Origin of the sequence: Achromobacter sp. Root170 (genome assembly GCF_001428165.1) — a bacterium.
GTDB lineage: Bacteria > Pseudomonadota > Gammaproteobacteria > Burkholderiales > Burkholderiaceae_B > Achromobacter > Achromobacter mucicolens.
Genome location: NZ_LMHN01000015.1, coordinates 740,929 through 764,623 on the forward strand (window position 1 = coordinate 740,929; position 23,695 = coordinate 764,623).

At 64.8% G+C, this 23,695-nt stretch carries 25 protein-coding genes; 14 read left to right on the top strand and 11 right to left on the bottom strand.

Features of this window, described 5'->3' with window-relative positions; all coding sequences use genetic code 11:
- Window positions 1-54: 54 nt before the first annotated feature.
- The 5 genes from ASD87_RS17730 (at window position 55) to ASD87_RS17750 (ending at window position 4,893) form a co-directional block, all read left to right on the top strand.
- The gene (locus ASD87_RS17730; RefSeq protein ID WP_056324296.1) at window positions 55-1,200 is read left to right on the top strand and encodes a branched-chain amino acid ABC transporter substrate-binding protein; all 1,146 of its coding nucleotides are present in this window, start codon (window positions 55-57) and stop codon (window positions 1,198-1,200) included.
- Between the two features lie 231 nt (window positions 1,201-1,431).
- On the top strand, window positions 1,432-2,283 hold the full coding sequence (locus ASD87_RS17735; protein WP_369818557.1) for a branched-chain amino acid ABC transporter permease: 852 nt from the start codon (window positions 1,432-1,434) through the stop codon (window positions 2,281-2,283).
- On the top strand, window positions 2,280-3,368 hold the full coding sequence (locus ASD87_RS17740; RefSeq protein ID WP_056324301.1) for an ABC transporter ATP-binding protein: 1,089 nt from the start codon (window positions 2,280-2,282) through the stop codon (window positions 3,366-3,368). Before ASD87_RS17735 ends, ASD87_RS17740 begins: the two co-directional genes overlap by 4 nt.
- Complete coding sequence (locus ASD87_RS17745) at window positions 3,365-4,168, top strand: ABC transporter ATP-binding protein (protein ID WP_056324304.1); 804 nt, start codon at window positions 3,365-3,367, stop codon at window positions 4,166-4,168. Before ASD87_RS17740 ends, ASD87_RS17745 begins: the two co-directional genes overlap by 4 nt.
- Entirely contained in the window at window positions 4,165-4,893 is a 729-nt protein-coding gene (locus ASD87_RS17750) for an ABC transporter ATP-binding protein (RefSeq protein ID WP_056324308.1), read from the top strand. Before ASD87_RS17745 ends, ASD87_RS17750 begins: the two co-directional genes overlap by 4 nt.
- Before the next feature lie 46 nt (window positions 4,894-4,939).
- Here the strand turns inward: ASD87_RS17750 and ASD87_RS17755 are convergent, their stop codons facing one another.
- The 3 genes from ASD87_RS17755 to ASD87_RS17765 all read right to left on the bottom strand — a co-directional run bounded on the left by ASD87_RS17755 (window position 4,940) and on the right by ASD87_RS17765 (window position 8,121).
- Complete coding sequence (locus ASD87_RS17755; RefSeq protein ID WP_056324311.1) at window positions 4,940-6,214, bottom strand: CaiB/BaiF CoA-transferase family protein; 1,275 nt, start codon at window positions 6,212-6,214, stop codon at window positions 4,940-4,942.
- 21 nt (window positions 6,215-6,235) lie between these two features.
- Window positions 6,236-7,036, bottom strand: coding sequence for an enoyl-CoA hydratase/isomerase family protein (locus ASD87_RS17760; protein WP_056324314.1), 801 nt, complete (start codon window positions 7,034-7,036; stop codon window positions 6,236-6,238).
- Window positions 7,037-7,125: 89 nt separating this feature from the next.
- On the bottom strand, window positions 7,126-8,121 hold the full coding sequence (locus ASD87_RS17765; RefSeq protein WP_056324317.1) for a tripartite tricarboxylate transporter substrate binding protein: 996 nt from the start codon (window positions 8,119-8,121) through the stop codon (window positions 7,126-7,128).
- 127 nt (window positions 8,122-8,248) lie between these two features.
- Here ASD87_RS17765 and ASD87_RS17770 point away from each other — a divergent pair, with 127 nt between their 5' ends.
- On the top strand, window positions 8,249-8,950 hold the full coding sequence (locus ASD87_RS17770; protein ID WP_056324320.1) for a GntR family transcriptional regulator: 702 nt from the start codon (window positions 8,249-8,251) through the stop codon (window positions 8,948-8,950).
- 64 nt (window positions 8,951-9,014) lie between these two features.
- On the opposite strand, the gene ASD87_RS17775 is transcribed toward ASD87_RS17770, so the two are convergent.
- Window positions 9,015-10,298: an MFS transporter gene (locus tag ASD87_RS17775; protein ID WP_056324322.1), complete on the bottom strand. Its 1,284-nt coding sequence runs from the start codon at window positions 10,296-10,298 to the stop codon at window positions 9,015-9,017.
- A 127-nt stretch (window positions 10,299-10,425) separates the two neighbouring features.
- Here ASD87_RS17775 and ASD87_RS17780 point away from each other — a divergent pair, with 127 nt between their 5' ends.
- Together ASD87_RS17780 and ASD87_RS17785 are read left to right on the top strand one after the other, a co-directional pair.
- On the top strand, window positions 10,426-11,052 hold the full coding sequence (locus ASD87_RS17780) for a TetR/AcrR family transcriptional regulator (protein WP_056324325.1): 627 nt from the start codon (window positions 10,426-10,428) through the stop codon (window positions 11,050-11,052).
- A gap of 172 nt (window positions 11,053-11,224) precedes the next feature.
- Complete coding sequence (locus ASD87_RS17785) at window positions 11,225-11,446, top strand: hypothetical protein (RefSeq protein WP_056324328.1); 222 nt, start codon at window positions 11,225-11,227, stop codon at window positions 11,444-11,446.
- A 79-nt stretch (window positions 11,447-11,525) separates the two neighbouring features.
- Here the strand turns inward: ASD87_RS17785 and ASD87_RS17790 are convergent, their stop codons facing one another.
- Together ASD87_RS17790 and ASD87_RS17795 are read right to left on the bottom strand one after the other, a co-directional pair.
- Window positions 11,526-12,815, bottom strand: coding sequence for an Nramp family divalent metal transporter (locus tag ASD87_RS17790; RefSeq protein ID WP_056324331.1), 1,290 nt, complete (start codon window positions 12,813-12,815; stop codon window positions 11,526-11,528).
- Window positions 12,816-12,944: 129 nt separating this feature from the next.
- Window positions 12,945-13,370, bottom strand: a complete 426-nt coding sequence (locus ASD87_RS17795; RefSeq protein WP_056324334.1) for an OsmC family protein — start codon at window positions 13,368-13,370, stop codon at window positions 12,945-12,947.
- A gap of 279 nt (window positions 13,371-13,649) precedes the next feature.
- On the opposite strand from ASD87_RS17795, the gene ASD87_RS17800 reads away from it, so the two are divergent.
- From ASD87_RS17800 to ASD87_RS17825, 6 genes are all read left to right on the top strand, one after another.
- Entirely contained in the window at window positions 13,650-14,804 is a 1,155-nt protein-coding gene (locus ASD87_RS17800; protein ID WP_056324336.1) for an ABC transporter substrate-binding protein, read from the top strand.
- Window positions 14,805-14,981: 177 nt separating this feature from the next.
- Complete coding sequence (gene ehuB, locus ASD87_RS17805; protein ID WP_082586329.1) at window positions 14,982-15,893, top strand: ectoine/hydroxyectoine ABC transporter substrate-binding protein EhuB; 912 nt, start codon at window positions 14,982-14,984, stop codon at window positions 15,891-15,893.
- 9 nt (window positions 15,894-15,902) lie between these two features.
- Complete coding sequence (gene ehuC, locus ASD87_RS17810) at window positions 15,903-16,556, top strand: ectoine/hydroxyectoine ABC transporter permease subunit EhuC (protein ID WP_056324339.1); 654 nt, start codon at window positions 15,903-15,905, stop codon at window positions 16,554-16,556.
- On the top strand, window positions 16,553-17,224 hold the full coding sequence (ehuD, locus tag ASD87_RS17815) for an ectoine/hydroxyectoine ABC transporter permease subunit EhuD (RefSeq protein WP_056324341.1): 672 nt from the start codon (window positions 16,553-16,555) through the stop codon (window positions 17,222-17,224). Before ehuC ends, ehuD begins: the two co-directional genes overlap by 4 nt.
- Window positions 17,221-17,991, top strand: coding sequence for an ectoine/hydroxyectoine ABC transporter ATP-binding protein EhuA (gene ehuA, locus ASD87_RS17820; protein WP_056324344.1), 771 nt, complete (start codon window positions 17,221-17,223; stop codon window positions 17,989-17,991). Before ehuD ends, ehuA begins: the two co-directional genes overlap by 4 nt.
- A gap of 95 nt (window positions 17,992-18,086) precedes the next feature.
- Window positions 18,087-19,199 carry an NADH:flavin oxidoreductase/NADH oxidase gene (locus ASD87_RS17825; RefSeq protein WP_056324347.1) on the top strand — a complete coding sequence of 371 codons (1,113 nt, stop codon included), beginning with the start codon at window positions 18,087-18,089 and terminating at the stop codon, window positions 19,197-19,199.
- 22 nt (window positions 19,200-19,221) lie between these two features.
- On the opposite strand, the gene ASD87_RS17830 is transcribed toward ASD87_RS17825, so the two are convergent.
- From ASD87_RS17830 to ASD87_RS27625, 5 genes are all read right to left on the bottom strand, one after another.
- Complete coding sequence (locus ASD87_RS17830) at window positions 19,222-19,878, bottom strand: SUMF1/EgtB/PvdO family nonheme iron enzyme (protein WP_056324350.1); 657 nt, start codon at window positions 19,876-19,878, stop codon at window positions 19,222-19,224.
- Window positions 19,844-20,425 carry a hypothetical protein gene (locus ASD87_RS26975; RefSeq protein WP_156403447.1) on the bottom strand — a complete coding sequence of 194 codons (582 nt, stop codon included), beginning with the start codon at window positions 20,423-20,425 and terminating at the stop codon, window positions 19,844-19,846. The genes ASD87_RS17830 and ASD87_RS26975 overlap by 35 nt, the downstream gene beginning before the upstream one ends.
- Window positions 20,426-20,433: 8 nt before the next feature.
- Window positions 20,434-21,264: a formylglycine-generating enzyme family protein gene (locus tag ASD87_RS27615; RefSeq protein ID WP_369818558.1), complete on the bottom strand. Its 831-nt coding sequence runs from the start codon at window positions 21,262-21,264 to the stop codon at window positions 20,434-20,436.
- A gap of 300 nt (window positions 21,265-21,564) precedes the next feature.
- Window positions 21,565-22,323, bottom strand: coding sequence for a formylglycine-generating enzyme family protein (locus ASD87_RS27620; RefSeq protein ID WP_369818559.1), 759 nt, complete (start codon window positions 22,321-22,323; stop codon window positions 21,565-21,567).
- A 371-nt stretch (window positions 22,324-22,694) separates the two neighbouring features.
- Entirely contained in the window at window positions 22,695-23,516 is an 822-nt protein-coding gene (locus ASD87_RS27625; protein ID WP_369818560.1) for a formylglycine-generating enzyme family protein, read from the bottom strand.
- Window positions 23,517-23,695 lie beyond the last annotated feature (179 nt).

The window sequence follows — 23,695 nt, forward strand, 5'->3', positions numbered from 1 at the left end:
GGCTAAAAGCTCAGGTATAACAAGGCCTTAGTCCGATACCTCGGAGGATTCCCCATGAAGTTGCGCACCACTTTGAAGCTCCTCGCCGCCAGCATCGCCGCCGCTGGCATGACCGCCGCCGCGCAGGCCGCCGACATCAAGTTCGGCTTTGCCGCCCCGCTGACCGGTCCGCAATCGCACTACGGCGAGGACATGCAGAACGGTCTGAACCTGGCGCTCGAAGAAGCCAACAAGAAGGGCATCAAGGTTGACGGCGAGACGGCCAAGTTTGTGCTGGTTTCGCGCGATGACCAGGCTGACCCGCGCGTGGGCGTGCAGGTGGCCCAGCAGCTCGTCGATCAGGACGTCGTGGGCATCCTGGGACACTTCAACTCGGGCACCACCATCCCGGCATCGCGTGTCTACCATGAGGCCGGCCTGCCGCAGATCGCCATGGCGACCTCGCCCGAGTACACCAAGCAGGGCTACGAAACCACGTTCCGCATGATGACCAGCGACACCCAGCAGGGCGCCGCGGTCGGCAAGTTCATCGTGCAAAACCTGAAGGCCAAGAAGGTTGCGATCATCGACGACCGCACCGCCTACGGCCAGGGTCTGGCCGACGAGGTCGAGAAGGCCGTCAAGGCCGCTGGCGGCCAGGTCGTGCGCCGCGAGTACACCACCGACAAGGCCAACGACTTCACGGCCATCCTGACCAACATCAAGGGCTCCGCGCCTGACGCCATCTTCTACGGCGGCCTGGACGCGCAGTCCGGCCCCATGAAGCGCCAGCTCGCCACGCTGGGCCTGAAGGCGCCGCTCGTGTCCGGCGAAATGACGCGCAGCGACACGTTCATCAAGCTGGCGGGCGACGCCGCCGACGGCACCTACGCGTCGCTGGCCGGCGTGCCGCTGGACAAGATGGCCGCGGGCAAGGACTTCGAGCAGCGTTACCAGGCCCGCTTCAAGAAGGCCCCCGGCGTGTACGCGCCGTACGCCTACGACGGCGCCTGGAACATGATCACGGCCATCGAACAGGCCGGTTCCGCCGAACCCGAAAAGTATCTGCCCAAGCTGGCCAAGCTGAACCGCAAGGGCGCGACGAGCGAGCACATTTCCTACGACGACAAGGGCGATCTGAAGGAAATCTCGGTCACCATCTACGAAGTCAAGAACGGCAAGTGGGAGATGGTTGAAACGATGGTCAGCCAGGCCAACTAAACCGGCTCGAAACCAGGGCGGCGCAGGCCATGCGCCACGATCCGCCCGCTTTTTTCCGCACGCGCCGTCCGGCGCTGCGGCGCGCGACGCGCGGCCAGGCCTTTGCGCCCTGGCCGCCCCGCGCGATTCTTCCAGGCTTATTCAGCGGCCCCTATGGATATCTTCATTCAACAACTGATTAACGGCGTCACGCTTGGCAGCGTGTACGCCCTGGTCGCCCTTGGCTACACCATGGTGTACGGCATCATCGGGCTGATCAACTTCGCGCATGGCGACGTCGTCATGATCGGCGCGATGGCGGCCACCACGATCGCCATTTCGCTGGTGGGCGGCGATCCCGGCGTCTCGGCCTTTGTGGTCCTGGGCGTGGGCCTGCTGGTCTCGGTGCCCCTGTGCATGGCGGTGGGCTGGACGGCCGAACGCGTGGCCTACCGGCCGCTGCGCCGCGCGCCCCGCCTGGCGGCTCTCATCACGGCCATCGGCGTGTCCATCATCCTGCAGAACGTGGCGATGATGGGCTGGGGCCGCAACTACCTGAACTTCCCGCAAGTGCTGTCGCCGCAGGTGTTCGAGTTTGCCGGCGCGCGCATGAGCACGCTGCAGATCGCCATCGTGGTGATCGCGGCGCTCATCATGGGCGGCTTGCTGGCCGTCGTGCACAAGACCCGGCTGGGCACCGCGATGCGCGCCACCGCGCAGAATCGCGAGGTCGCGGGCCTGATGGGCGTGAATATCAATACGGTGATTTCGGCAGCCTTCCTGATCGGGTCGGCGCTTGCCGCCGTGGCGGGCATGATGGTCGCCACGTATTACGGCGTGTCGCAATACACGATGGGCTTCATGCTGGGCCTGAAGGCGTTCACCGCCGCCGTGCTGGGCGGGATCGGCAACCTGGTCGGCGCCATGGCCGGCGGCTTGCTGCTGGGCATCATCGAATCCCTGGGCGCGGGCTACATCGGAGACCTGACCGGCGGCTTTTTGGGCAGCCATTATCAGGACGTGTTTGCGTTCTTCGTGCTGGTGCTGGTGCTGATCTTCCGTCCCTCGGGTCTCCTGGGTGAACGGGTGGGGGATCGCGCATGAACGCCCATCTGAAGAAAAGCGGGTTCTCCACCCGCAACCTGATCGGCATCGCCCTGATCGGCGTCGTCCTGGCCGTGCTGCCGTTCGTCATCGGCATGGCAGGCCAGAGCTGGGTCCGCATCCTGAACTTCGCGCTGCTGTACGTGATGCTGTCGCTGGGGCTGAACATCGTGGTGGGCTTCGCGGGTCTCCTGGACCTGGGCTATATCGCGTTTTACGCGGTGGGGGCCTACACGTGGGCGCTGCTTGCCTCGCCGCATTTCGGGCTGCACCTGCCGTTCTGGGCGATCCTGCCGATCGCGCTGGCGGTCGCGTGCCTGTTCGGGGTGCTGCTGGGCGCGCCGACATTGAAGTTGCGAGGCGACTACCTGGCCATCGTGACGCTGGGCTTTGGCGAGATCATCCGCATCTTCCTGAACAACCTGAATGCGCCGATCAACATCACCAACGGGCCGCAAGGCATCAACCGCATCGACACCTTCAAGGTGGGCGAGTTTGTCTTTGGCCGAACGCAGAACCTGATGGGCATCCGGTTCACCGGGCCGGAAAAGTACTACTACCTGCTGCTCGCGCTCACGCTGATCATCGTCGTGGTGTGCGTGCGTTTGCAGAACTCGCGCATCGGCCGCGCGTGGGAAGCCATCCGCGAAGACGAAATCGCCGCCAAGGCGATGGGCATCAACACCCGCAACATCAAGCTGCTGGCCTTTGCGATGGGCGCATCGTTCGGGGGCGTCGCGGGCGCGCTCTTCGCATCGATGCAGGGCTTCGTCAGCCCCGAGAGCTTCTCGCTCATGGAGTCCATTTCGATCCTGTGCATGGTGGTGCTCGGCGGCATGGGCCACATTCCGGGCGTCATCCTGGGCGCGCTGATCCTGGCCGCGTTGCCGGAATTCCTGCGCGCCGTCGTGGAACCCGTCCAGCACATGCTGTTCGGCGCCGTGGTGCTGGATCCGGAAGGCATCCGCATGCTGCTGTTCGGCTTGGCGATGGTGTGCGTGATGCTGTTCCGTCCGGCCGGGCTGTGGCCGTCGGCGGTGCGCAAGCGCGAACTTGCCACCAAGACGCAAGGAGGCGCGGCATGAGCAAACTGCTGCAAGCCCAGGGACTGGGCAAGCGCTTCGGCGGGCTGCAGGCCCTGTCGGGCGTCAGTTTCGACATCGAACAAGGCGAGATCTATGGCCTGATCGGTCCGAACGGCGCGGGCAAGACGACGTTGTTCAACGTGCTGACCGGCCTCTACATTCCCGAGGAAGGCACCTGCACGTTCAACGGCGAGTCCATGTCCGGCAAGAAGCCGCACGAGGTCGCGTACGCGGGCCTGGCGCGCACCTTCCAGAACATTCGCCTCTTCGCGAACCTGAGCGCGATCGAGAACGTGATGATCGGCCGCCACATGCGCACCCGCGCGGGCGTGCTGGGCGCGGTGCTGCGCACCCGCGCGACGCGTGCCGAAGAAGCCGCCATCGAGGCGCGCGCCCAGGAGCTGCTGGACTATGTGGGCATCGGCCATCGCGCGAACGACGTCGCGCGGTCGCTGCCTTACGGCGACCAGCGGCGTCTGGAGATCGCCCGCGCGCTCGCAACGGATCCGAAGCTGCTAGCGCTGGACGAACCCGCCGCGGGCATGAACGCCTCGGAAACGGTCGTGCTGCGCAAGCTGGTGGAAAAGATCCGCGCCGACGGGGTCACCGTGCTGCTGATCGAACACGACATGAAGCTCGTCATGGGCCTGTGCGATCGCGTGCTGGTGCTGGAATACGGGAAGGTGCTGGCGATGGGCAAGCCTGCCCAGGTGCAGCGCGATCCCAAGGTCATTGAAGCGTATCTGGGCGCCGGGGCTGCGCAGGATCCGCTCATCCACAACGAGGGCCAGGCAACATGACGGCATCCCAACCCCTGCTCGAGCTGCGGGGCCTGCAAGTGTCCTACGGCGGCATCCGCGCGGTGCGCGGCATCGACCTGCGCGTGGACGACGGCGAACTGGTCTGCCTGATCGGCGCCAACGGCGCGGGCAAGAGCACGACGCTGCGCGCCATCTGCGGCCTGGTGCCGCTGGCCGGCGGCGAGGTCGTCTATGCCGGGCAATCCATCGGCGGACAGAAGTCGCACGAACTGGTCCGCAAGGGCCTGGTCATGGTGCCCGAGGGCCGCGGCATCTTCGGGCAGCTCACCATTGAGGAAAACCTGGCGATGGGCGGTTACATCCGCCGCGACGCCGCGCAGATCCGCCAGGACACGGACCGCGTCTTCACCTTGTTCCCGCGCCTGGCCGAACGCCGCAAGCAGGCCGCCGGCACGCTGTCGGGCGGCGAGCAGCAGATGGTGGCGATGGGCCGCGCGATGATCGCGCGCCCCAAGCTGCTGCTGCTGGACGAGCCGTCGATGGGGCTTGCGCCGCTGATGGTCGAAAAGGTGTTCGACGTGGTTCGCACCATTGCCAGCGAAGGCGTGACGATTCTGCTTATCGAGCAGAACGCGCGCTTGGCCCTGGAAAACAGCCATCGCGGCTACGTGATGGAGTCGGGCGAGATCACCCTGTCGGGACCCGCGCGCGACATGCTGCACGATCCCAAGGTGCGCGCCGCGTACCTGGGCGAAGTGGAGTAAGCAAGACCTGACGCAAGGCGGTCTCCCGCCTTGCGTTCTGCTGGCATCAAGCCTGCACCGGCTCGCGGTCCACGGCCGCGACCACACCGGCGTCGATCAGCGCGTCGATCTCCTGCCTGTCATAGCCGAACTCGCCCAGGATCGCAATGGAATCCTCGCCCAGCCGCGGCGCGGCGCGATGATACCGGGCTGGCGTGGCGGACAGTTTCACGGGCATGCCCACCGTGCGGACCTTGCCCGCTACCGGATGGTCCTGTTCGACCACCATTTCACGCGCCAGCGTCTGCGGGTGCGACAAGGCCTGCGCGATCGAGTGCACCGGACCGGCGGGCACGCCGGCCGCATCGAAGATGTCCAGCCATTCCTGCGCGTCGCGGGTTTTCAGGATGGCGGAAATCTCCTCGACCAGTTCGTCGCGGTTCTGCATGCGGTCGCGGTTGCGCGCAAAGCGCGGATCGTCGGCCCATTCGGGCTTGCCCAGCGCCTGCGCGATGCGCTGCCAGTTCTTTTCGTTGGCGCCGCCGATGATGATCCAGTCGGTACGCGTGGGAAACGCCTGATAGGGCGCGCTCAGCACGTGCGCCGACCCCGTGGGACCCGGCGAGACGCCGCTGCCGAAGTAGATGGCGGCATGCCAGTAGAGCTGCTGCAGGCTGGCCTCCAGCAGCGAGGTCTCCACGATCTGGCCTTCGCCAGTGCGCTGCTTGTGCTGGTAGGCCGCCAGCACGCCGAACGCCGCGAGCAGGCCCGCGTTTATGTCGGCCACCGAGTTGCCGGTGCGCAGCGGCGGCCCGCCGGGTTCGCCGGTGATGGCCATCAACCCCGAGAAGCCCTGCGCCACGAGATCAAATCCGCCCTTGTCGGCATAGGGGCCCGTGGTGCCATAGCCCGAGACGGCGCAATAGATGAGGCCCGGGTTCTCCTTGCGCAGCGTGTCGTAGCCCAGGCCCAGTTTCTCCATCGTGCCCTTGCGGAAGTTCTCGGTCACCACGTCGGCGTCGCGGATCATGCGCAAGAGCACCTTCTTGCCGTCGGGATGCTTCAGGTCCAGCGCAATGGCGCGCTTGTTGCGGTTGAGCATCAGGAAAGGCGCGGAGATGCCGTTGATCTGCGGATCGCGGTATTGGCGCGAATCGTCGCCGCCGTCGATCTTCTCGACCTTGATGACATCGGCGCCCAGGTCCGCGAGCATCATGCCGCAGGTGGGGCCGGCCATGATCTGCGACAGCTCGATGACGCGCATGCCGGCCAGCGCGCCGGCGGCGGGGGCATCGGAAGCGGGGAAGGGCGGGCGGCCGGAGCCGCGGTTGTCGTTGTGCATGCGTGTTCCTCGATCGTTCGTTCAGCGGCCGCTGAATTGCGGTTTGGCCTTGGCCAGGAAGGCGCGGTAGCCGGCGCGGAAATCCTCGGTGTCGAAGCAGTCGAAAGCTTCGTCGCGGTCGGCATCGGTCAGCGCCTTGCCTTGCACCAGGTTGCGCACGAACTTCTTGTGCCAGCGGGCCACCAGCGGCGCGCCGTCCGCGATCCGGCGGGCCGTTGCCTGGGCGTCGGCTGCCACCTGGTCATCGGCCACCACGCGCGAGACCACGCCCAGGCGCAAGGCCTCGGCGGCGTCAAAGATGTTGCCTTCCAGCAGCACCTGCAGCGCCACGGTGGGACCGACCAGTCGAACCAGCGGGGCCAGTTCCGAATACGACATCACCAGCCCCAGATTCTTGATGGGCACGCCGAACCGCGAGCTTTCCCCGCAGATGCGCACGTCGGCCAGGCTGGCGATCTCCAGCCCGCCGCCCACGCAGATGCCATGGATCTGCGCCACCACGGGGTGGCGGCACCCGCCGATCGCCTCGATCGTGCGGCGCATGACGGCGCCGTACTCCACGGCCTGCCGCTTGTTGCTGCGGGCCGTCTCGAACTCTCCGATATCGTTGCCCGGCGAAAATGCCTTCTCGCCCGCGCCGCGCAGCAGCACGCAGCGCACGCCGTCGTCACGGTCCAATTCGAGAAAGGTGTCGCCCAGCAGGCGCCAGCCGTCGATGGTGAAGGCGTTGAGCTTTTCCGGCCGGTTCAGCACCACGGTTGCGATGTCGCCGTCGCGGTGCAGCAGGATGGGCGAGGAGCCCGGGGTGGAAGTAGCGGTCATGGGATTCCTTTTGCATGCGCGGGGGGAGCGTCCCCCGCCAGGTGAGTCGTGCCCGTTGTTGGGGCTTACTGCGGGGCTTTTTGCGGGCCTTACTGCTTCGTCAGGCCCAGGCTTGCGGTGAGCTTGCCGTACTTGCTCCATTCGTCCCGCACGTACGAGGCGAAGGCGGCGGGGGATTGCGGACCGCCGCCCAGGTCCATGCCCTGGTCGGCGAGCTTGGCGGCGACCTCGGGGTCGGCCAGCGTCTGGGCAAGCGCCCGGTCGAGCTTTTCCATGATCGGGTGGGGCAGCTTGGCCGGAGCCAGGACCGCGTACCACTGCACGACGTCCAGGCCCTTGATGCCGGATTCGGCCAGCGTCGGCACATCGGGCAGCCGCTTGCTGCGCTGCGCACTGGTCACGGCCAGCGGCCGCAGCTTGCCGGCCTGGATCTGGTTGATCGCGCCCGGCAGCGTGTCGAAGTTCAGGTCCACGCTGCCGCCCAGCAGGTCGGTCATGGCCTGGCCGCTGCCCTTGTACGGCACGTGCTCCATCTGCACCCCGGCAATCTGCGAGAAGCGCGCGGCGCTCAGATGCTGCGGGCTGCCCATGCCGGACGACGCGTACAAGAGTTGCTTGGGCTTGGCGCGGGCGTCGTCCACCAGGTTCTGCACCGTGGTGTACGCGTGCTTGGCGGGATTGACGACCAGCACGTTCGGCACCGACCCGATGTACCGCACCGCCGTGAAATCCTTGTTGGGATCGATGTTGGACTGGACGACGTAAGGCGCGGCCACGGTGGACTGCATATTGGCCAGCAGCAGCGTGTAGCCGTCCGGATCCGCCTTGACCACATAGTCGGCCGCAATCAGGCCGGAAGCCCCCGGCTTGTTTTCGACCACGACCTGCTGGCCCAGCAGGGTGGACAGGCGCGCAGACAGGATGCGGGCAGACACGTCGGTGCCGCCGCCGGGCACGAAGCCGACGACCAGCCGGATGGGACGTTCAGGCCACTTGACCGGGTCCTGCGCCACGGCGGGGGTGGCCGCCGCGAGGCCGGCGGCCAGCATCAATACGCCGGTCCAGGCGCGAGCATGCTTATTCATAGGGTCTCCTTTGGTGGATGAGTCCTGCCCAGGGGCTGCTTGCTCTATGATTGGGTCAGGTTGGTATGCCGTTGGTGTTTGGTATACCAGATACAAAAATAGTCGATGTTGCGAGCATGAACAACCCATGGCTAACCCTGAACCCTTGATTGCCGATGTCTCCGTCCCCGATTTGGCCATTCACCATCCCACGCTGCCGGCGGTCGTGGCGGAACGGCTGCGCCAGCTCATCATCGATGGCACGCTAAAGCCCGGCACGTGGCTGAACGAACGGGATCTGTGCGATCAACTGAAGATTTCGCGCACGCCGCTGCGCGAGGCGTACCGGATGCTGGCCTCGGATGGCCTGGTGACGCTGCAGCCCAAGCGCGGCGCAATGGTGATCGAGCTGTCCGCCGAGGACATCGAGAACATCTTCGATGTGTTGTCGGTGCTGGAAGGGCTGGCGGTGCGCAGCGCCGCCGAGCGCGCGTCCGACGCCGAGCTGGCGCAGATCGGGCGGCTGCATGCGCAGATGCTTGAAAACTATGAAAAACGGGACATTCGCGCGTACTTCGCGGCCAGCATGGGCACGCACATCGCGATCAATCGCGCCGCGCACAACCCGGCGTTGTCACACTCCTACGACCGGCTGAACCTGCAGGTGCAGGCGCTGCGCTACAAGTCCAATTTCGACCTGGACGAATGGACGACGGCGGTCGCCGACCACGAGGCCTTTGTGCAGGCGTTGATGGCGCGTGACGGCGAACGCGCCGAAGCCCTCATCCGCAAACACGTGGGCGGCAAGAAGGCCTATAACCTGCGCGGGCGCACCGGCGGCGCGGCCTGAGGGCAGGGCGGACCGCCGCTGCCCTTCCGAATGCAGGCGCCTGCGTGCAAGCGGACGGGCGAGTTCAGGCAGGTTGCGCCACCACGCGCTTTCTGCCGATCATGAGCGCCAGCACGGCGGCGATGATGCCGGTCGAGCCCGAGATCACAAAAGCCATCAGGTAGCTGCCCTGGGCTTCGCGCAGGGCGCCCGCCATCCAGGCGGCGCTTGCCGCGCCCATCTGGTGGCCCGCCACGATCCACCCGAAGACGATCGAGGCGTCGCGTTCGCCGAAGGCTTCCGTCGTCAGGCGCAGCGTGGGCGGCACCGTGGCAATCCAGTCCAGGCCAAAAAAGATCGCGAAGATCGACAGGCTGTAGAACGAGAAATCGGAATAGGGCAGGTACATCAGCGACAGGCCGCGCAGCGCGTAGTACACGAAGAGCAGCTTGCGCGGGTCGTAGCGGTCGGTCAGCCACCCGGAGGCCGTGGTCCCAAGCAGGTCGAAGATGCCCATCATGGCCAGCAAGCCGGCCGCCTGCACTTCGGGCATGCCGTGGTCGCCGCAAAGTGCGATCAGGTGCGTGCCCACCAGGCCATTGGTCGTGAACCCGCACACGAAAAAGGTGGCGAACAAATACCAGAACGTGCGCGTGCGGGCCGCGCGCGCCAGCGTGCCGAAGGTGGCGGCCACCATGCCGGTGCGCGGCGCGGCGGGGGCGGGCGTCGCATGCGGATCGCTGCCAAAGGGCACGAGACCCACGCTGGACGGGCGGTCGGGCACCAGCCACCAGGCCAGCGGCACCAGCGCGGCCGCGGCGCCGGCCACCGTCCAGACCACGCGCGTCCAGTCGCCCGACGAGGCCAGCGCGGCCAGCACCGGCAGGAACACCAGCGTGCCGGTGGCGGCGCTGGCGGTCAGAAGGCCCATCATCAGTCCGCGGTGCTTGACGAACCAGCGGTTCACCACGGTCGCGCCCATCACGATCGCCACGGCGCCCGAACTGATGCCCGAGAACACGCCCCAGGTCATGATCAGATGCCAGGGTTCGGTCATGTAGGCGCTGACGGCGCTGGAGGCCGACATCAGGATCAGCGCCGTGATCAGCACGCGCCGCAATCCAAAGCGCTCCATCGCGGCGGCTGCGAAGGGGCCAACCAGTCCGTACAGAAAGATGCCCAGCGCGGCGGCAAACGAGATCGAACTTCGGCTCCATCCGAACGTTTCTTCCAGCGGCACCAGTAGCACACTGGGCGAAGATCGCAGGCCGGCCGCGACCAGCAGCGACAGGAAAATCACGGCAACCACCACGAACGCGTACTTCTGACCGGCGCGGCGGAAGGGGAATGGAGGCTGGGCTATACTCATGTTACTGACCGGTACGTATTGAGGTTTGCGGATAGTACGTACCGGTCAGTAACATCGTCAAGCGATTTTTGGCGACCCTGTTTTCGAAGATGGCCGCTCGCGCTGTTTCGCAGAAAAGGAGCCTCGTATGGCCAGCAAGAGTTCCCCCACGTCCGCCGCACCGGGCGCCACTCCATCCAAGCCGCTGCTGGCGGCCGACCGCATCCGTAAGACCGCGCGCGAGATGTTCTACCGCGACGGCATCCGCGCCGTGGGCGTGGACGCCATCGTCAACCAGGCTGGCGTGACGAAACCCAGCCTGTACCGCAGTTTTTCCTCGAAGGACGAATTGGCGGCTGCGTACCTGCGCGATTACGACGCCGAATTCTGGGGGCGCTTTGACGCCGCGTGCGCCGCCCATCCGGGAGATCCGCGCGCCCAATTGCTCGACTACCTGACAGGCATGGCAGGACGTGCGGTGCAGAACGGCTACCGGGGATGCGGGCTGACGAACGCCGCGGTCGAATACCCCGAACCCAATCATCCGGCCCGCGTCGTGGCCGTTGAACACAAACGCGAATTGCGCCGCCGGCTGAACGCCATGGCCGCCGGGATGGGCGCGGAAGATCCCGAAGCCCTGGCCGATGGACTGCTGCTATTGATCGAAGGCGCGTTCGTATCCAGCCAGCTTTTCGGGGCGGGTGGGCCCGCCGGGCGGGTGGCTTCGATGGCCGACAAGCTGATTCAGGCGCACCTGCCCGGCCGAACGGTCTAGTGCGTCGCACAATCTCGGTGCGTAACCGAGTGCGGCATGCACCGATGTGGTGGTGTTTGTACCCATTGCGCAACGCCAAAAAAAATGTTTGTAGTTTTTATTGCAACGCAGCATACGCGGATCTAAGATGGATTCACGTTGTTCCACATCGCGCTTTCTCAAGGAGAGAATCATGAGCGATACCGCGTTGAAAAATGCCCGTATGTCGGATGCGCTGGAGCGGTCCCTGATCCGCGAGGCCATCAAGGCGGAAACCCTGTCCGGTCCCACCGCACGCTCGCGCTGGTTGCGCCTGAAGCTGCGCATGGCCGCACTGGGCGGCGCTGTCGGCGAGGTCCTGCACAATATGGACGCCGGCCGCCGTCAACACCCGGTCGTGTCCGCGTACCACTGAAGCACCCCGCCAGAAAAAACGCCAGCTTTGATCGCTGGCGTTTTTTTTTGCCTGCCGCTGGCAGGCGGCGCTGGCCCCATCAGGCCACGATATCCAGCAGCAGATAGGCGTCCAGCACGATGATGCCCACGGTGGCGCCGATGGCGGCCCAGGCCCACGCGCCTTTCAGCACGTAGCGGCCCATCAGGCTCTTGCGGCAGGCCAGCACGACCAGCGGACCCAGCGCGAAGGGCAGGGCAAGGCTCAGGATGACCTGGCTCAGCACCAGCAACCCGTCCGGATCGTTGCCGCCCGTGAACGCCAGCAGGCCGACGGCGGCAGCGCCCGCCACCAAGCGCGTCATCAATGCGCGGCGGCGGTCGGACCAGTTGCTGCCGACCTGGAATCCCTTGGACAGGATGCGTCCGGCCAACACGCCCGTGATGGTGGAGCTTTGGCCCGCGGCGTACAGGGCCACGGCAAACACGACTGCCGCCCCGATGCCCAGCGTGTGGCCGATCACCGCATGCGCATCGTCCAGACTGGACACCGTCATGCCGGATCCCGACAGCGAGGCGGCCGCCACGATCATGATGGCCGAATTGATGAGCATGGCCACGCCCAGCGACACGATCGTGTCGTTGCGCGCCACGCGCATCGCCATGCCCAGCGCCTGCGGCGGCAGGTCCCGCGCCCGCTGCGCAAGCGAGCCTGAATGCAGATACAGGTTGTGCGGCATGAGGGTCGCGCCCAGAATCCCCAGCGCGATCAAAAAGCCTTGCGGATCGCGCAGCGCGCGGCCGGTCTCGGTGACGCCATGCGCCACTTCCTTCCAGGCGGGATTGGCCTTGAACAGCAGGAACACAAAAGACAGCGCGACCACGGACAACAGCAGGGCGATCACGCGTTCATGCCGGTCGGCATTGCCGCGCGTCATCGCCAGCACGGCAAAGGTGCCGATGCCCGTGACCGCGACGCCCGCGATGAGCGGCAGGCCAAACAGCAACCGCAGCGCAATCGCGCCGCCGATCAGCTCTGCCAGCGCGGTCGCCAGAATGGCGGCCTCGCCGGCAAGCCAGGCTGCCTTGGCCAAACGCGGGGAAAGGTGGCGGGCAGTGAGGGTGGCCAGATCCTGGCCGGTGGCAAGCGCCAGGCGCGACACCAGCACCTGAAAGCCCAGCGCCAGAAATGCTGACGTGATGACGACCATCAGCAGGCCGTAGCCAAAGCCGCTGCCGCCGGCGATGTCGGTCGCCCAGTTGCCCGGATCGATGTAGCCGACGGCGACCAGGATGCCCGACCCGACCATGCGGCGCAGGTTCGCGGAAACCCGCGCGTCCTGCGCCAGGGCGGCATTGCCGCCTGATATTGCGTAGATGAATCCGGTCATGTGCTGCTCCTGAGAATGGTTCTCATTTTTCAGGAGCGCACCTGCACCGTCAAATTGATTTTGGCCACGCCCGGGATAGGGCGGGCCAATGATCCGGCCCCGTCCGGAGCCGGATTACCCTCGCGCCGGTCAGGACTTCAGCTTGGCGTCCATCGAGATCTTGGCGTTCAGCACCTTGGAAACCGGGCAGCCCTTTTCGGCCTTGCGGGCGGCTTCCTCGAACGCCTGGGCGGAAGCGCCGGGAATGACGGCCTCCACGGTCAGATGCACGGCGGTGATGGAAAAGCCGTCATCGACCTTGTCCAGCGTGACTTCGGCCTTGGTGTCCAGGCTTTGCGCGACCATGCCCGCTTCGCCCAGGATGTTGGACAGCGCCATGGTGAAGCACCCGGCGTGCGCCGCGCCCAGCAGTTCTTCGGGGTTGGTGCCCGGCGTGTCGCCGAAGCGGGTGTTAAAGCCGTAAGGTTGGCTCTTGAGCGCGCCGCTCTGCGTGGAAATCGTGCCTTTGCCAGTCTTCAGATCGCCCGACCAGGCGGCGGTTGCGGTTTTCTTCATACGTGACTCCTGTGTGGGAACGCAGCCGCGGGCGGCGCGTCCGGGGTGGGGAGAGGCGCCGCCGCGGGGGCGGCGCGCCTTGCCTCAGGCGGCATCGTCGATGATACGGCCCGCCACCCCGCCCATCGCGTAAGACACCGGTACGCAACGGCAAGCCGATGTAACGATGGCCTGGCGGGGCACTTACCGCGCAACAAGGGTTGGCCGCGTCAATAACCGCCGCTGGCGCATCAGGCAAAATAGCGGCATCTCCTTCACTCCCATCCAAGAGCCGTAGTCATGCCTCGCATCCTTGCCCGCTACGCCTGCGCCGTCGCGCTGGCCGTCCCCGCCCTGTCCGCCCAAGCCGAAATCGTGATCGGCGTGGACGTGTCCACCACGGGCCCCGCCGCCGCCATCGGCATCCAGACCAACAACGCGATCCGCCTGTGGCCCAACACGCTGGGCGGCGAACCCGCGCGTTACGTGGTGCTGGACGACGGCACGGACGTCAGCCGGGCGGTCAAGAACATGCGCAAGCTGACCTCCGAGGACAAGGTGGACGCCATCGTCGGCCCCAACATCACAGCCTCCGCGCTGGCCGCCCTGGACGTGCTGGCCGAAACCAAGACCCCGATGATCGCGTTGGCCGCGTCCAGCGTCATCGTGGAATCGCAGTCGGATCCCAAGCGCACCTGGGCCTTCAAGATGCCGCAGAACGACTCGCTGATGGCCACGGTGCTGGTCGAAGACATGAAGAAGAAGGGCCTGAAGAACGTGGCCTTCATCGGCTTTGCCGATTCGTATGGCGACAGCTGGCTGAAGGAATTCACGGCCGCGGCCGGGTCCGACTTGAAACTCGTCGCGCAAGAGCGCTTCCAGCGCACCGACGCGTCGGTGGTCGGCCAGGTGCTCAAGGTCATTGCCGCCAAGCCGGACGCGGTGCTGATCGCCGGTTCGGGCACGCCGGCCGCGCTGCCCCAGAAAACGCTGCTCGAACGCGGCTACACCGGCGCCGTCTACCAGACGCACGGCATCGGCACGCTTGAATTCCTGCAGGTCGGCGGCAAGGACGTGGAGGGCACCCTGTTCCCCACCGGCCCGGGTGTGGTGGCACGCGAGTTGCCTGATTCCAACCCGGTCAAGAAGGTGGCGGTGGCCTTCGCGGACAAATACGAGCAGCAATACGGCCCCAATACGCTGACCCAGTTCGCCGGGGACGCCTATGGCGCCTGGATGCTGCTGGATTCGGCGGTGTCTCGGGCCCTCAAGACGGGCGCCAAGCCTGGCACGCCGGAGTTCCGCCTGGCGCTGCGCGACGCGCTGGAAAACACCCGTGACCTGGTCGTTCCCAATGGCGTCTTGAACATCACCAAAGAAAACCACCAGGGATTCGACGAGCGCGCCCGTGTGATGGGCTCGGTCAAGAATGGCCGCTTTTCCTACGCCCAATAAACGGTGCCATATCTATCTACCGTTCGTAACGTGTCCTAACGCGTCATAGGGCATCGAACGTCAAAAGCAGGCTTAGGCCTGCTTTTTCACGTCTATATCATTCGTGTAGAAATCATTTCTTAGCGTATTATTTTTAGCGAAGCCATGTACCTAGAAATAAATTCGGGAGAAAGATTCATGAACCTCATCCAATCCAGACGACTGCTGTTGGCCCTTGGCCTGGGCGTTCTCGCGGCGTGTTCGGACTCGGGCGGCGACAAGACCGCGGCAGCAGGCGATGCGCCAGCCAGCAGCGCCAGCACACTGGAAGCCGCCAAGTCGGCCGGAAAGATCCGTATCGGCTACGCCAATGAGGCGCCGTTTGCCTACATGGACAGCAAAGAGGCCAAGGTCACCGGCGAGTCGGTGGAAATCGCCCGCGTGGTGCTCAAGCGCATGGGCATCAATGAGGTGGAAGGGGTCCTGACCGAATTCGGTTCGCTCATCCCGGGGCTGGCGGCCAAGCGCTTCGACATTATTGCGGCGGGCATGTACATCACGCCCGAGCGCTGCCAGCAGGTGGCGTTCTCCAACCCCACCTATGGCGTGGGCGAAGCGTTCCTCGTCAAGGACGGCAATCCCAAGAACCTGCACAGTTACGAAGACGTGGCCAAAAACCCAGACGCCAAGCTTGGCGTGGTGGTGGGCGCCATCGAGGGCGATTACGCGCAGAAGGTCAACATCCCGGCAGGGCAGGTGGTCGTGTTTCCGGATGCGGTCAGCGCGCTTTCCGGGGTGCAGGCCGGCCGCGCCGATGCCTATGCCGCGACCGCGCTCACCATCAACGACCTGATGGGCAAGACGCAGGCAGGCAGCGGGCTGGAAAAGGCCGAGCCCTTCACGGACCCGGTCATCGACGGCAAGGGCGTGCGCGGTTACGGCGCCTATGCCTTCCGCACGGACGACAAGGCCTTCGCGGACGCCTTCAACGCCGAGCTCGCCAAGTTCATCGGCACCGACGAACACAAGAAGCTCGTCGAGCCGTTCGGCTTTACGGCCGACGAACTCCCCCAAGGGGTGACCGCGGACAAGCTCTGCAGCGGACAGTAAGGGGCGCCGATGCAGTTGATGTCTGAACATATCGCGCAGCTTGTGCCGCCCCTGCTCGAGGGGCTGGTCGTCACGCTGCAGATCATGGCGGGCGCCGTGGTCCTGGCGGTGCCGCTGGCGCTGCTGTCGGGGCTCGGCCGCCTGTCTTCGTTGCGGTCCGTGCGTTGGGCGTCGTCGGTCTACGTCGAGGTCTTTCGCGGCACGTCCGCCCTGGTGCAGCTCTTCTGGTTCTACTTCGTGCTGCCGCTCTTTGGCGTGCAGCTGCCAGCCATGCTGGTTGGCATTGTGGTGCTGGCGCTGAACGCGGGCGCGTATGGCGCGGAAGTGGTGCGCGGCGCCATCCGGGCCGTGCCGCCCGGGCAGCGTGAAGCCGGCGTGGCGTTGAACCTCACGCGCCGTCAGATCATGCAGCGCATCGTGCTGCCGCAAGCCGTGCCGGCCATGCTGCCGCCCGCCGGCAACCTACTGATCGAGCTTCTGAAGAACACGGCCCTGGTGTCGCTGATCACCATCACCGACCTGACGTTCCGCGGCCAGCTGCTGCGCAGCGAAACCCTGCGCACGACCGAGATCTTCACGTTGATGCTGCTGATGTACTTTGCCGTGGCCCTGTTGATCACCGCGGGCGTGCGTCTGCTTGAGCGGAGGGTCCGAGTCCGATGACACCGATATTTGACTGGTCTTTCGCCCTGGAAATCCTGCCCACGCTGGGGTCGGCGCTCGTCATCACGATCCAGGCCACCGTGCTCGGCATGCTGGTGGCGGTGACGTTGGGGCTGGTGCTTGCCATGCTCCGGCGGTCGCGGCTGCGCATCGTGTCGATGCCCACGGCGTTTTTCATCGAGTTCGTGCGCAGCACGCCGCTGCTGGTGCAGATGTATTTCCTGTTCTATGTCTTGCCGCTGACTGGCGCGCAGATGTCGCCGCTCATGACGGGGATCGTGGCGCTGGGCCTGCACTACGCCACCTATTGCGCCGAGGTGTACCGTGCCGGCATTGAAGCCGTGCCGCGCGGCCAGTGGGAAGCGGCCACGGCTCTGAACATGTCGCGTTGGCGCACGGCGGTGGGCGTGGTGTTGCCGCAGGCGATCCCGCCGGTGGTGCCCGCGCTGGGCAACTATCTGGTGGCGATGTTCAAGGACACGCCGCTGCTGTCGGCGATCACCGTGGTCGAGCTGCTGCAGCAAAGCAAGATGATCGGATCCGCGACGTTCCGGTACACCGAACCCCTGACCCTGGTGGGCCTGCTGTTCCTGGCGCTGAGCCTGGTCGCGGCCTGGGGCGTGCGCGGCCTGGAGGCCCGCCTGCAACGATATGGAGGAAAGCGATGAGCGCCAGCGTGAGCATCAAGAATCTGCACAAGCGTTTTGGAGACGTGGAAGTCCTGCGAGGCATCAACCTCGAGATCCCGGCGGGGCAGACCGTGGCTGTCATCGGCCCGTCGGGTTCGGGCAAGTCCACGTTGCTGCGCGTGCTGATGACGCTGGATCCGCCCACCAGCGGCGACATCGAGATCGATGGCGAGCCGATGTGGACCGATGCCCAGGGCCGGCCTGCCGGCGTCAACTCCGCGCACTTGCGCCAGGTGCGCGGCAAGATCGGCATGGTGTTTCAGCACTTCAACCTGTTCCCGCACATGACGGCGCTGGGCAACGCCATGGAAGCGCCGCTGCACGTGCTGGGCATGCCGCGCGACCAGGCGCGCGATCGCGCCGTCGAGTATCTGGAAATGGTGGGCTTGGGCGACAAGCTCGACGTTTATCCCGCGCAGCTGTCGGGCGGGCAGAAGCAGCGGGTGGGCATCGCGCGCGCGCTGGCGATGTGCCCGCAGGTGATGCTGTTCGATGAAGTCACGTCCGCGCTCGACCCCGAGCTGGTCGGCGGCATCCTGCAGATCCTGCGCGACCTGTCCGCCCGCCGCAGCATGACGATGATCATCGTCACGCACCAGATGAAGTTCGCCGAACGCAGCTCGGACCGCACACTGTTCTTCGATCAGGGCAACATCGTCGAGGATGCCGAGTCGTCCGTGCTGTTCAGCCAGCCCAAGGAGGCGCGCACGCGCCAGTTCCTGGATTCGGTGATCGAAGGGCAGTAGGCGTTGGGGTAACCCTGCCGGGGGCGTTGGGATTGACGGCGTTTGCCCGGCCGGGCGCTATGCTGTGTCGTCCAACGCACCCGGAGCCTGCCCGCATGAGCCATCTGTTCAGCCCCACGTCAATCGGCAATGTCGCCTTAGCCAACCGCATCGTCATCGCACCCATGTGCGAATACTCCGCCGAAGCGGGCTGCGCCACGGATTGGCACATGATTCACCTGGGGCACCTGGCGCTGTCGGGCGCCGCGCTGCTTTTTACCGAAGCCACCGCGGTCGAGGCCGACGGCCGCATCTCTCCCGGAGACCTGGGCCTGTGGTCCGACGAGACCGAAGCCGCGCTGGGCAAGGTGGTTGCCGCCGTGCGCCGTTACTCGCCCATCAAGCTGGGCATCCAGCTGGGCCATGCCGGCCGCAAGGCTTCCAGCGACGCACCTTGGAACGGCGGCCAGCTTGTTCCCGAAAGCGCTGGCGGCTGGCAGGGATGGGCGCCGTCTGCCGTGCCGCACAACGCCCACGAGCCCGCGCCGCATGCGCTGGACGCGGCGGGCCTTGAGCGCATCCGCCATGCGTTCGTCGACAGCGCCCGGCGCGCGCTACGCCTGGGCTTTGACGCCATCGAAGTGCATGCCGCGCATGGCTATCTGCTGCACCAGTTCCTGTCGCCGCTGTCGAATCAGCGCGACGACGCCTACGGCGGATCGCTGGAGAACCGCATGCGCTTTCCGCTGGAAGTCTTCCAGGCCCTGCGCGAGATCGTGCCGCAATCGGTGGCGCTGGGTGTGCGCGTGTCCGCGACCGACTGGGTCGAGGGCGGCTGGGACCTGGAGCAGACGTTGACCTTTGCCGAAGCGCTGAAGGCGCGCGGCTGTGAGTTCATCGACGTCTCGAGCGGCGGCGTGTCGCCGCAGCAGAAGATCCCGGTCGGGCCGAACTACCAGGTTCCCTTCGCCGAGGAAATCAAGCGCCGGATCGGCATGCCTACGATCACGGTGGGCCTGATCACCGAGGCCCAGCAGGCCGAGGACATCATTGCCCAGGGCCAGGCCGACATGGTCGCGCTGGCGCGCGGCATGCTTTACGACCCGCGCTGGCCGTGGCACGCGGCCGCCCAGCTGGACGGCCAGGTCAGCGCGCCAAAGCAATACTGGCGGTCGCAGCCGCGCGAGTTGAAGGCGTTGTTCGGTGAGACACGCTTCGGCCAGCGCTAGCGCCGATAGGGCATCGCGAGCTTCATTTTTTCAATGGCTCCGCTTGCTGGATGGAACAGCGATAGCTGATTCCGGCGTAGTAGTCTTTCATTGTCGGCGTCTCGGGAAAGCGGAACATCGTCATCGCGGTCATTTGTGGATCTGAGAGGTAATCGGCCCCCCGCATAACCTTTTTGATCCCTGTGTCAGGCCCTTTGGGGTTGTCGACAGGTGAATTGCGGTAGTACTCAGGGTCGTACCAATCGTTCACCCAAGACATAGCGTTCTCGCCCATTTCGTAGAGACCAAGCAGGTTCGGGGGGAATGAGCCGACGGCAATCAAACGTTGGGTACCGAACTCCCCGCTGTGCACATTTCGGCCATAGTCCAGGCTGCCAGTGTCGGTGGGATAGACGACATAGCGGCCGCCGGAGCGGGCGGCATATTCGTATTGCGCTTCGGTGGGCAGGTCCACGGGCAGGCCGCTCATCTCGCCCAGCCACAGGCAGTAGTCCTTGCCGTCCTGCCATTGGCTGCGCGCCGGGAAGTCCGGCTTGAACTGCCTCGCCTGGCGGACACGGTAGGGCTCGCTCAAGCCACTCGCTCTCTCTTCTTCCGTGAGTTCCGAACGGTACAGGGGCTTGCCGTTCATCAGTCGATAGCGATCATCCTCGCCGATGGTGGTGTGGTACTTGGCCATGTAGAAGCTGTCGAGGCGGACCTTGTGCAAGGGGCGGGCATCGGATTCGGGCACCAGCGGCAACAACGCGTCGAGATCCTGCCCGCATGGCCATTCGCGTGAGTTCCGAACGGTACAGGGGCTTGCCGTTCATCAGTCGATAGCGATCATCCTCGCCGATGGTGGTGTGGTACTTGGCCATGTAGAAGCTGTCGAGGCGGACCTTGTGCAAGGGACGGGCATCCGCTTCGGGCACCAGCGGCAACAACGCGTCGAGCTCCTGCCCGCATGGCCATTCGCACATGTTGGTGGGGTCGTATTCGCTCACCCAGCCAAAATCGCCCATCTCGAAGGTGCCGCCTTCGATAAAGACCATGTTGTCGATGGCGGTGACGACCTGCTTGAGCAAGGCCAGGCGCTCTTGGGCAGGATGCTGGTGGTAGCGCTGTTCGATGCGCTTGGCGATGGCGATGACGTGAATCGCGGACAGGCTTTGGCTGTCGACCGGGGGGGCGTGACAGGCACTCAGGGCGAACAGACCTCCCACGGGCAATAGAAGACGGTGCATTGCGAGCTTCATTTTTTCAATGGCTCGGCTTGCTGGATGGAACAGCGATAACTGATGCCGGCGTAGTAGTCTTTCATTGTCGGCGTCTCAGGAAAGCGGAACATGGTCATGGCTGAGAGCCGAGGGGTTTCGTTGTAGATGCCGCCCCGCATGACTTTCTCTGTGCCGCTTTCCGGGCCGCGCGGATTGTCCACCGGCGAGTGCTGGTAGTACTGGGGGTCGTACCAATCGTTCATCCATGATCTGGCGTTCTCGCCCATTTCGTAGAGACCAAGCGGGTTCGGCGGGTACGAACCGACGGCGATCAAACGGCGGGTACCGAACTCCCCAGTGTGCACATTTCGGCCATAGTCCAGGCTGCCGGTGTCGGTGGAATAGACGACATATCGGCCGCCGGAGCGGGCGGCATATTCGTATTGCGCTTCGGTGGGCAGGTCCACGGGCAGGCCGCTCATCTCGCCCAGCCACAGGCAGTAATCTTTGCCGTCCTGCCAATGAGCACGCGCCGGGAAGTCCGGCTTGAACTGCCTTGCTTCGCGGACACGGTAGGGCTCGGTCAAACCACGCGCCCTCTCTTCTTCGAGGAGCTCCATGTCGCCGAGAGGCTTACCATTCATCAGACGATAGCGATCATCCTCGCCAACGGTGGTGTGGTACTTGGCCATGTGGAAGCTGTCGAGGCGGACCTTGTGCAAGGGACGGGCATCGGCTTCGGGCACCAGCGGCAACAACGCGTCGAGCTCCTGCCCGCATGGCCATTCGCACATGTTGGTGGGGTCGTATTCGCTCACCCAGCCAAAATCACCCATCTCGAAGGTGCCGCCTTCGATAAAGACCATGTTGTCGATGGCGGTGACGACCTGCTTGAGCAAGGCCAGGCGCTCTTGGGCAGGATGCTGGTGGTAGCGCTGTTCGATGCGCTTGGCGATGGCGATGACGTGAGTCGCGGACAGGCTTTGGCTGTCGACANAAGGCCAGGCGCTCTTGGGCAGGATGCTGGTGGTAGCGCTGTTCGATGCGCTTGGCGATGGCGATGACGTGAGTCGCGGACAGGCTTTGGCTGTCGACAGGGGGGGCGTGACAGGCGCTCAGCGCAAACGTCCCTGCCACGGGCAATAGAAGACGGTGCATCGCGAGCTTCATTTTTTCAATGGCTCGGCTTGCTGGATGGAACAGCGATAGCTGATTCCGGAGTAGTAGTCTTTCAATGTTGGCGTCGCAGGAAAGCGGAACGTGGTCATGGCTGAGAACTGAGGGGTTTCGTAGTAGATGCCACCCCGCATGACTTTCTCTGTGCCGCTTTCCGGGCCGCGCGGATTGTCGACCGGCGAGTGTTGGTAGTACTGGGGGTCGTACCAGTCGTTCACCCATGATCTGGCGTTCTCACCCATTTCGTAGAGGCCAATCGGGTTCGCCGGGAATGAACCGACGGCGATCAAACGGTGGGTACCGAACTCCCCGCTGTGCACATTTTGGCCATAGTCCAGGCTGCCGGTGTCGGTGGGATAGACGACATATCGGCCGCCGGAGCGGGCGGCATACTCGTATTGCGCTTCGGTGGGCAGGTCCACGGGCAGGCCGCTCATCTCGCCCAGCCACAGGCAGTAGTCCTTGCCGTCTTGCCATTGGCTGCGCGCTGGAAAATCAGGTTTGAACTGGCGGGCCTCGCTGATGCGATACGGGATGGTCAAGCCGAGGGCTCTCTCCTCGTCAGTGAGTTCCGAGCGGTACAGGGGCTTACCATTCATCAGACGATAGCGATCATCCTCGCCGATGGTGGTGTGGTACTTGGCCATGTAGAAGCTGTCGAGGCGGACCTTGTGCAAGGGGCGGGCATCGGATTCGGGCACCAGCGGCAACAACGCGTCGAGATCCTGCCCGCATGGCCATTCGCACATGTTGGTGGGGTCGTATTCGCTCNGCAAGGGGCGGGCATCGGATTCGGGCACCAGCGGCAACAACGCGTCGAGATCCTGCCCGCATGGCCATTCGCACATGTTGGTGGGGTCGTATTCGCTCGCCCAGCCGAAATCGCCCATCTCGAAGGTGCCGCCTTCGATAAAGACCATGTTGTCGATGGCGGTGACGACCTGCTTGAGCAAGGCCAAGCGTTCTTCGGCAGGATGCTGGCGGTAGCGCTGTTCGATGCGCTTGGCGATGGCGGTGACGTGAGTCGCGGACAGGCTTTGGCTGTCGACTGGTGGGGCGTGACAGGCGCTCAGGGCGAGCAGCCCTGCCACGGGCAATAGAAGACGGCACATCGCGAGCTTCATTTTTTCAATGGCTCGGCTTGCTGGACGGAACAGCGATAACTGATGCCGGCGTAGTAGTCTTTCAATGTTGGCGTCTCAGGAAAGCGGAACGTGGTCATGGCTGAGAACTGAGTGGTTTCGTAATAGATGCCACCCCGCATGACTTTCTCTGTGCCGCTTTCCGGGCCGCGCGGATTGTCGACCGGCGAGTGCTGGTAGTACTGGGGGTCGTACCAGTCGTTCACCCATGATCTGGCATTCTCTCCCATTTCGTAAAGGCCAATCGGGTTCGGGGGGAATGAACCGACGTCGACCAAACGGAAGGTGCCGAACTCCGTGCTGTGCACATTTCGGCCATAGTCCAGGCTGCCGGTGTCGGTGGGATAGACGACATAGCGGCCGCCGGAGCGGGCGGCATACTCGTACTGCGCTTCGGTGGGCAGGTCCACGGGCAGGCCGCTCATCTCGCCCAGCCACAGGCAGTAGTCCTTGCCGTCCTGCCATTGGCTGCGCGCAGGAAAATCAGGTTTGAACTGGCGGGCCTCGCTGATGCGATACGGGATGGTCAAGCCGAGGGCTCTCTCCTCGTCAGTGAGTTCCGAACGGTACAGGGGCTTGCCGTTCATCAGTCGATAGCGATCATCCTCGCCGATGGTGGTGTGGTACTTGGCCATGTAGAAGCTGTCGAGGCGCAAGGGGCGGGCATCGGATTCGGGCACCAGCGGCAACAACGCGTCGAGATCCTGCCCGCATGGCCATTCGCACATGTTGGTGGGGTCGTATTCGCTCACCCAGCCAAAATCGCCCATCTCAAAGGTGCCGCCTTCGATAAAGACCATGTTGTCGATGGCGGTGACGACCTGCTTGAGCAAGGCCAGGCGCTCTTGGGCAGGATGCTGGTGGTAGCGCTGTNAAGGTGCCGCCTTCGATAAAGACCATGTTGTCGATGGCGGTGACGACCTGCTTGAGCAAGGCCAGGCGCTCTTGGGCAGGATGCTGGTGGTAGCGCTGTTCGATG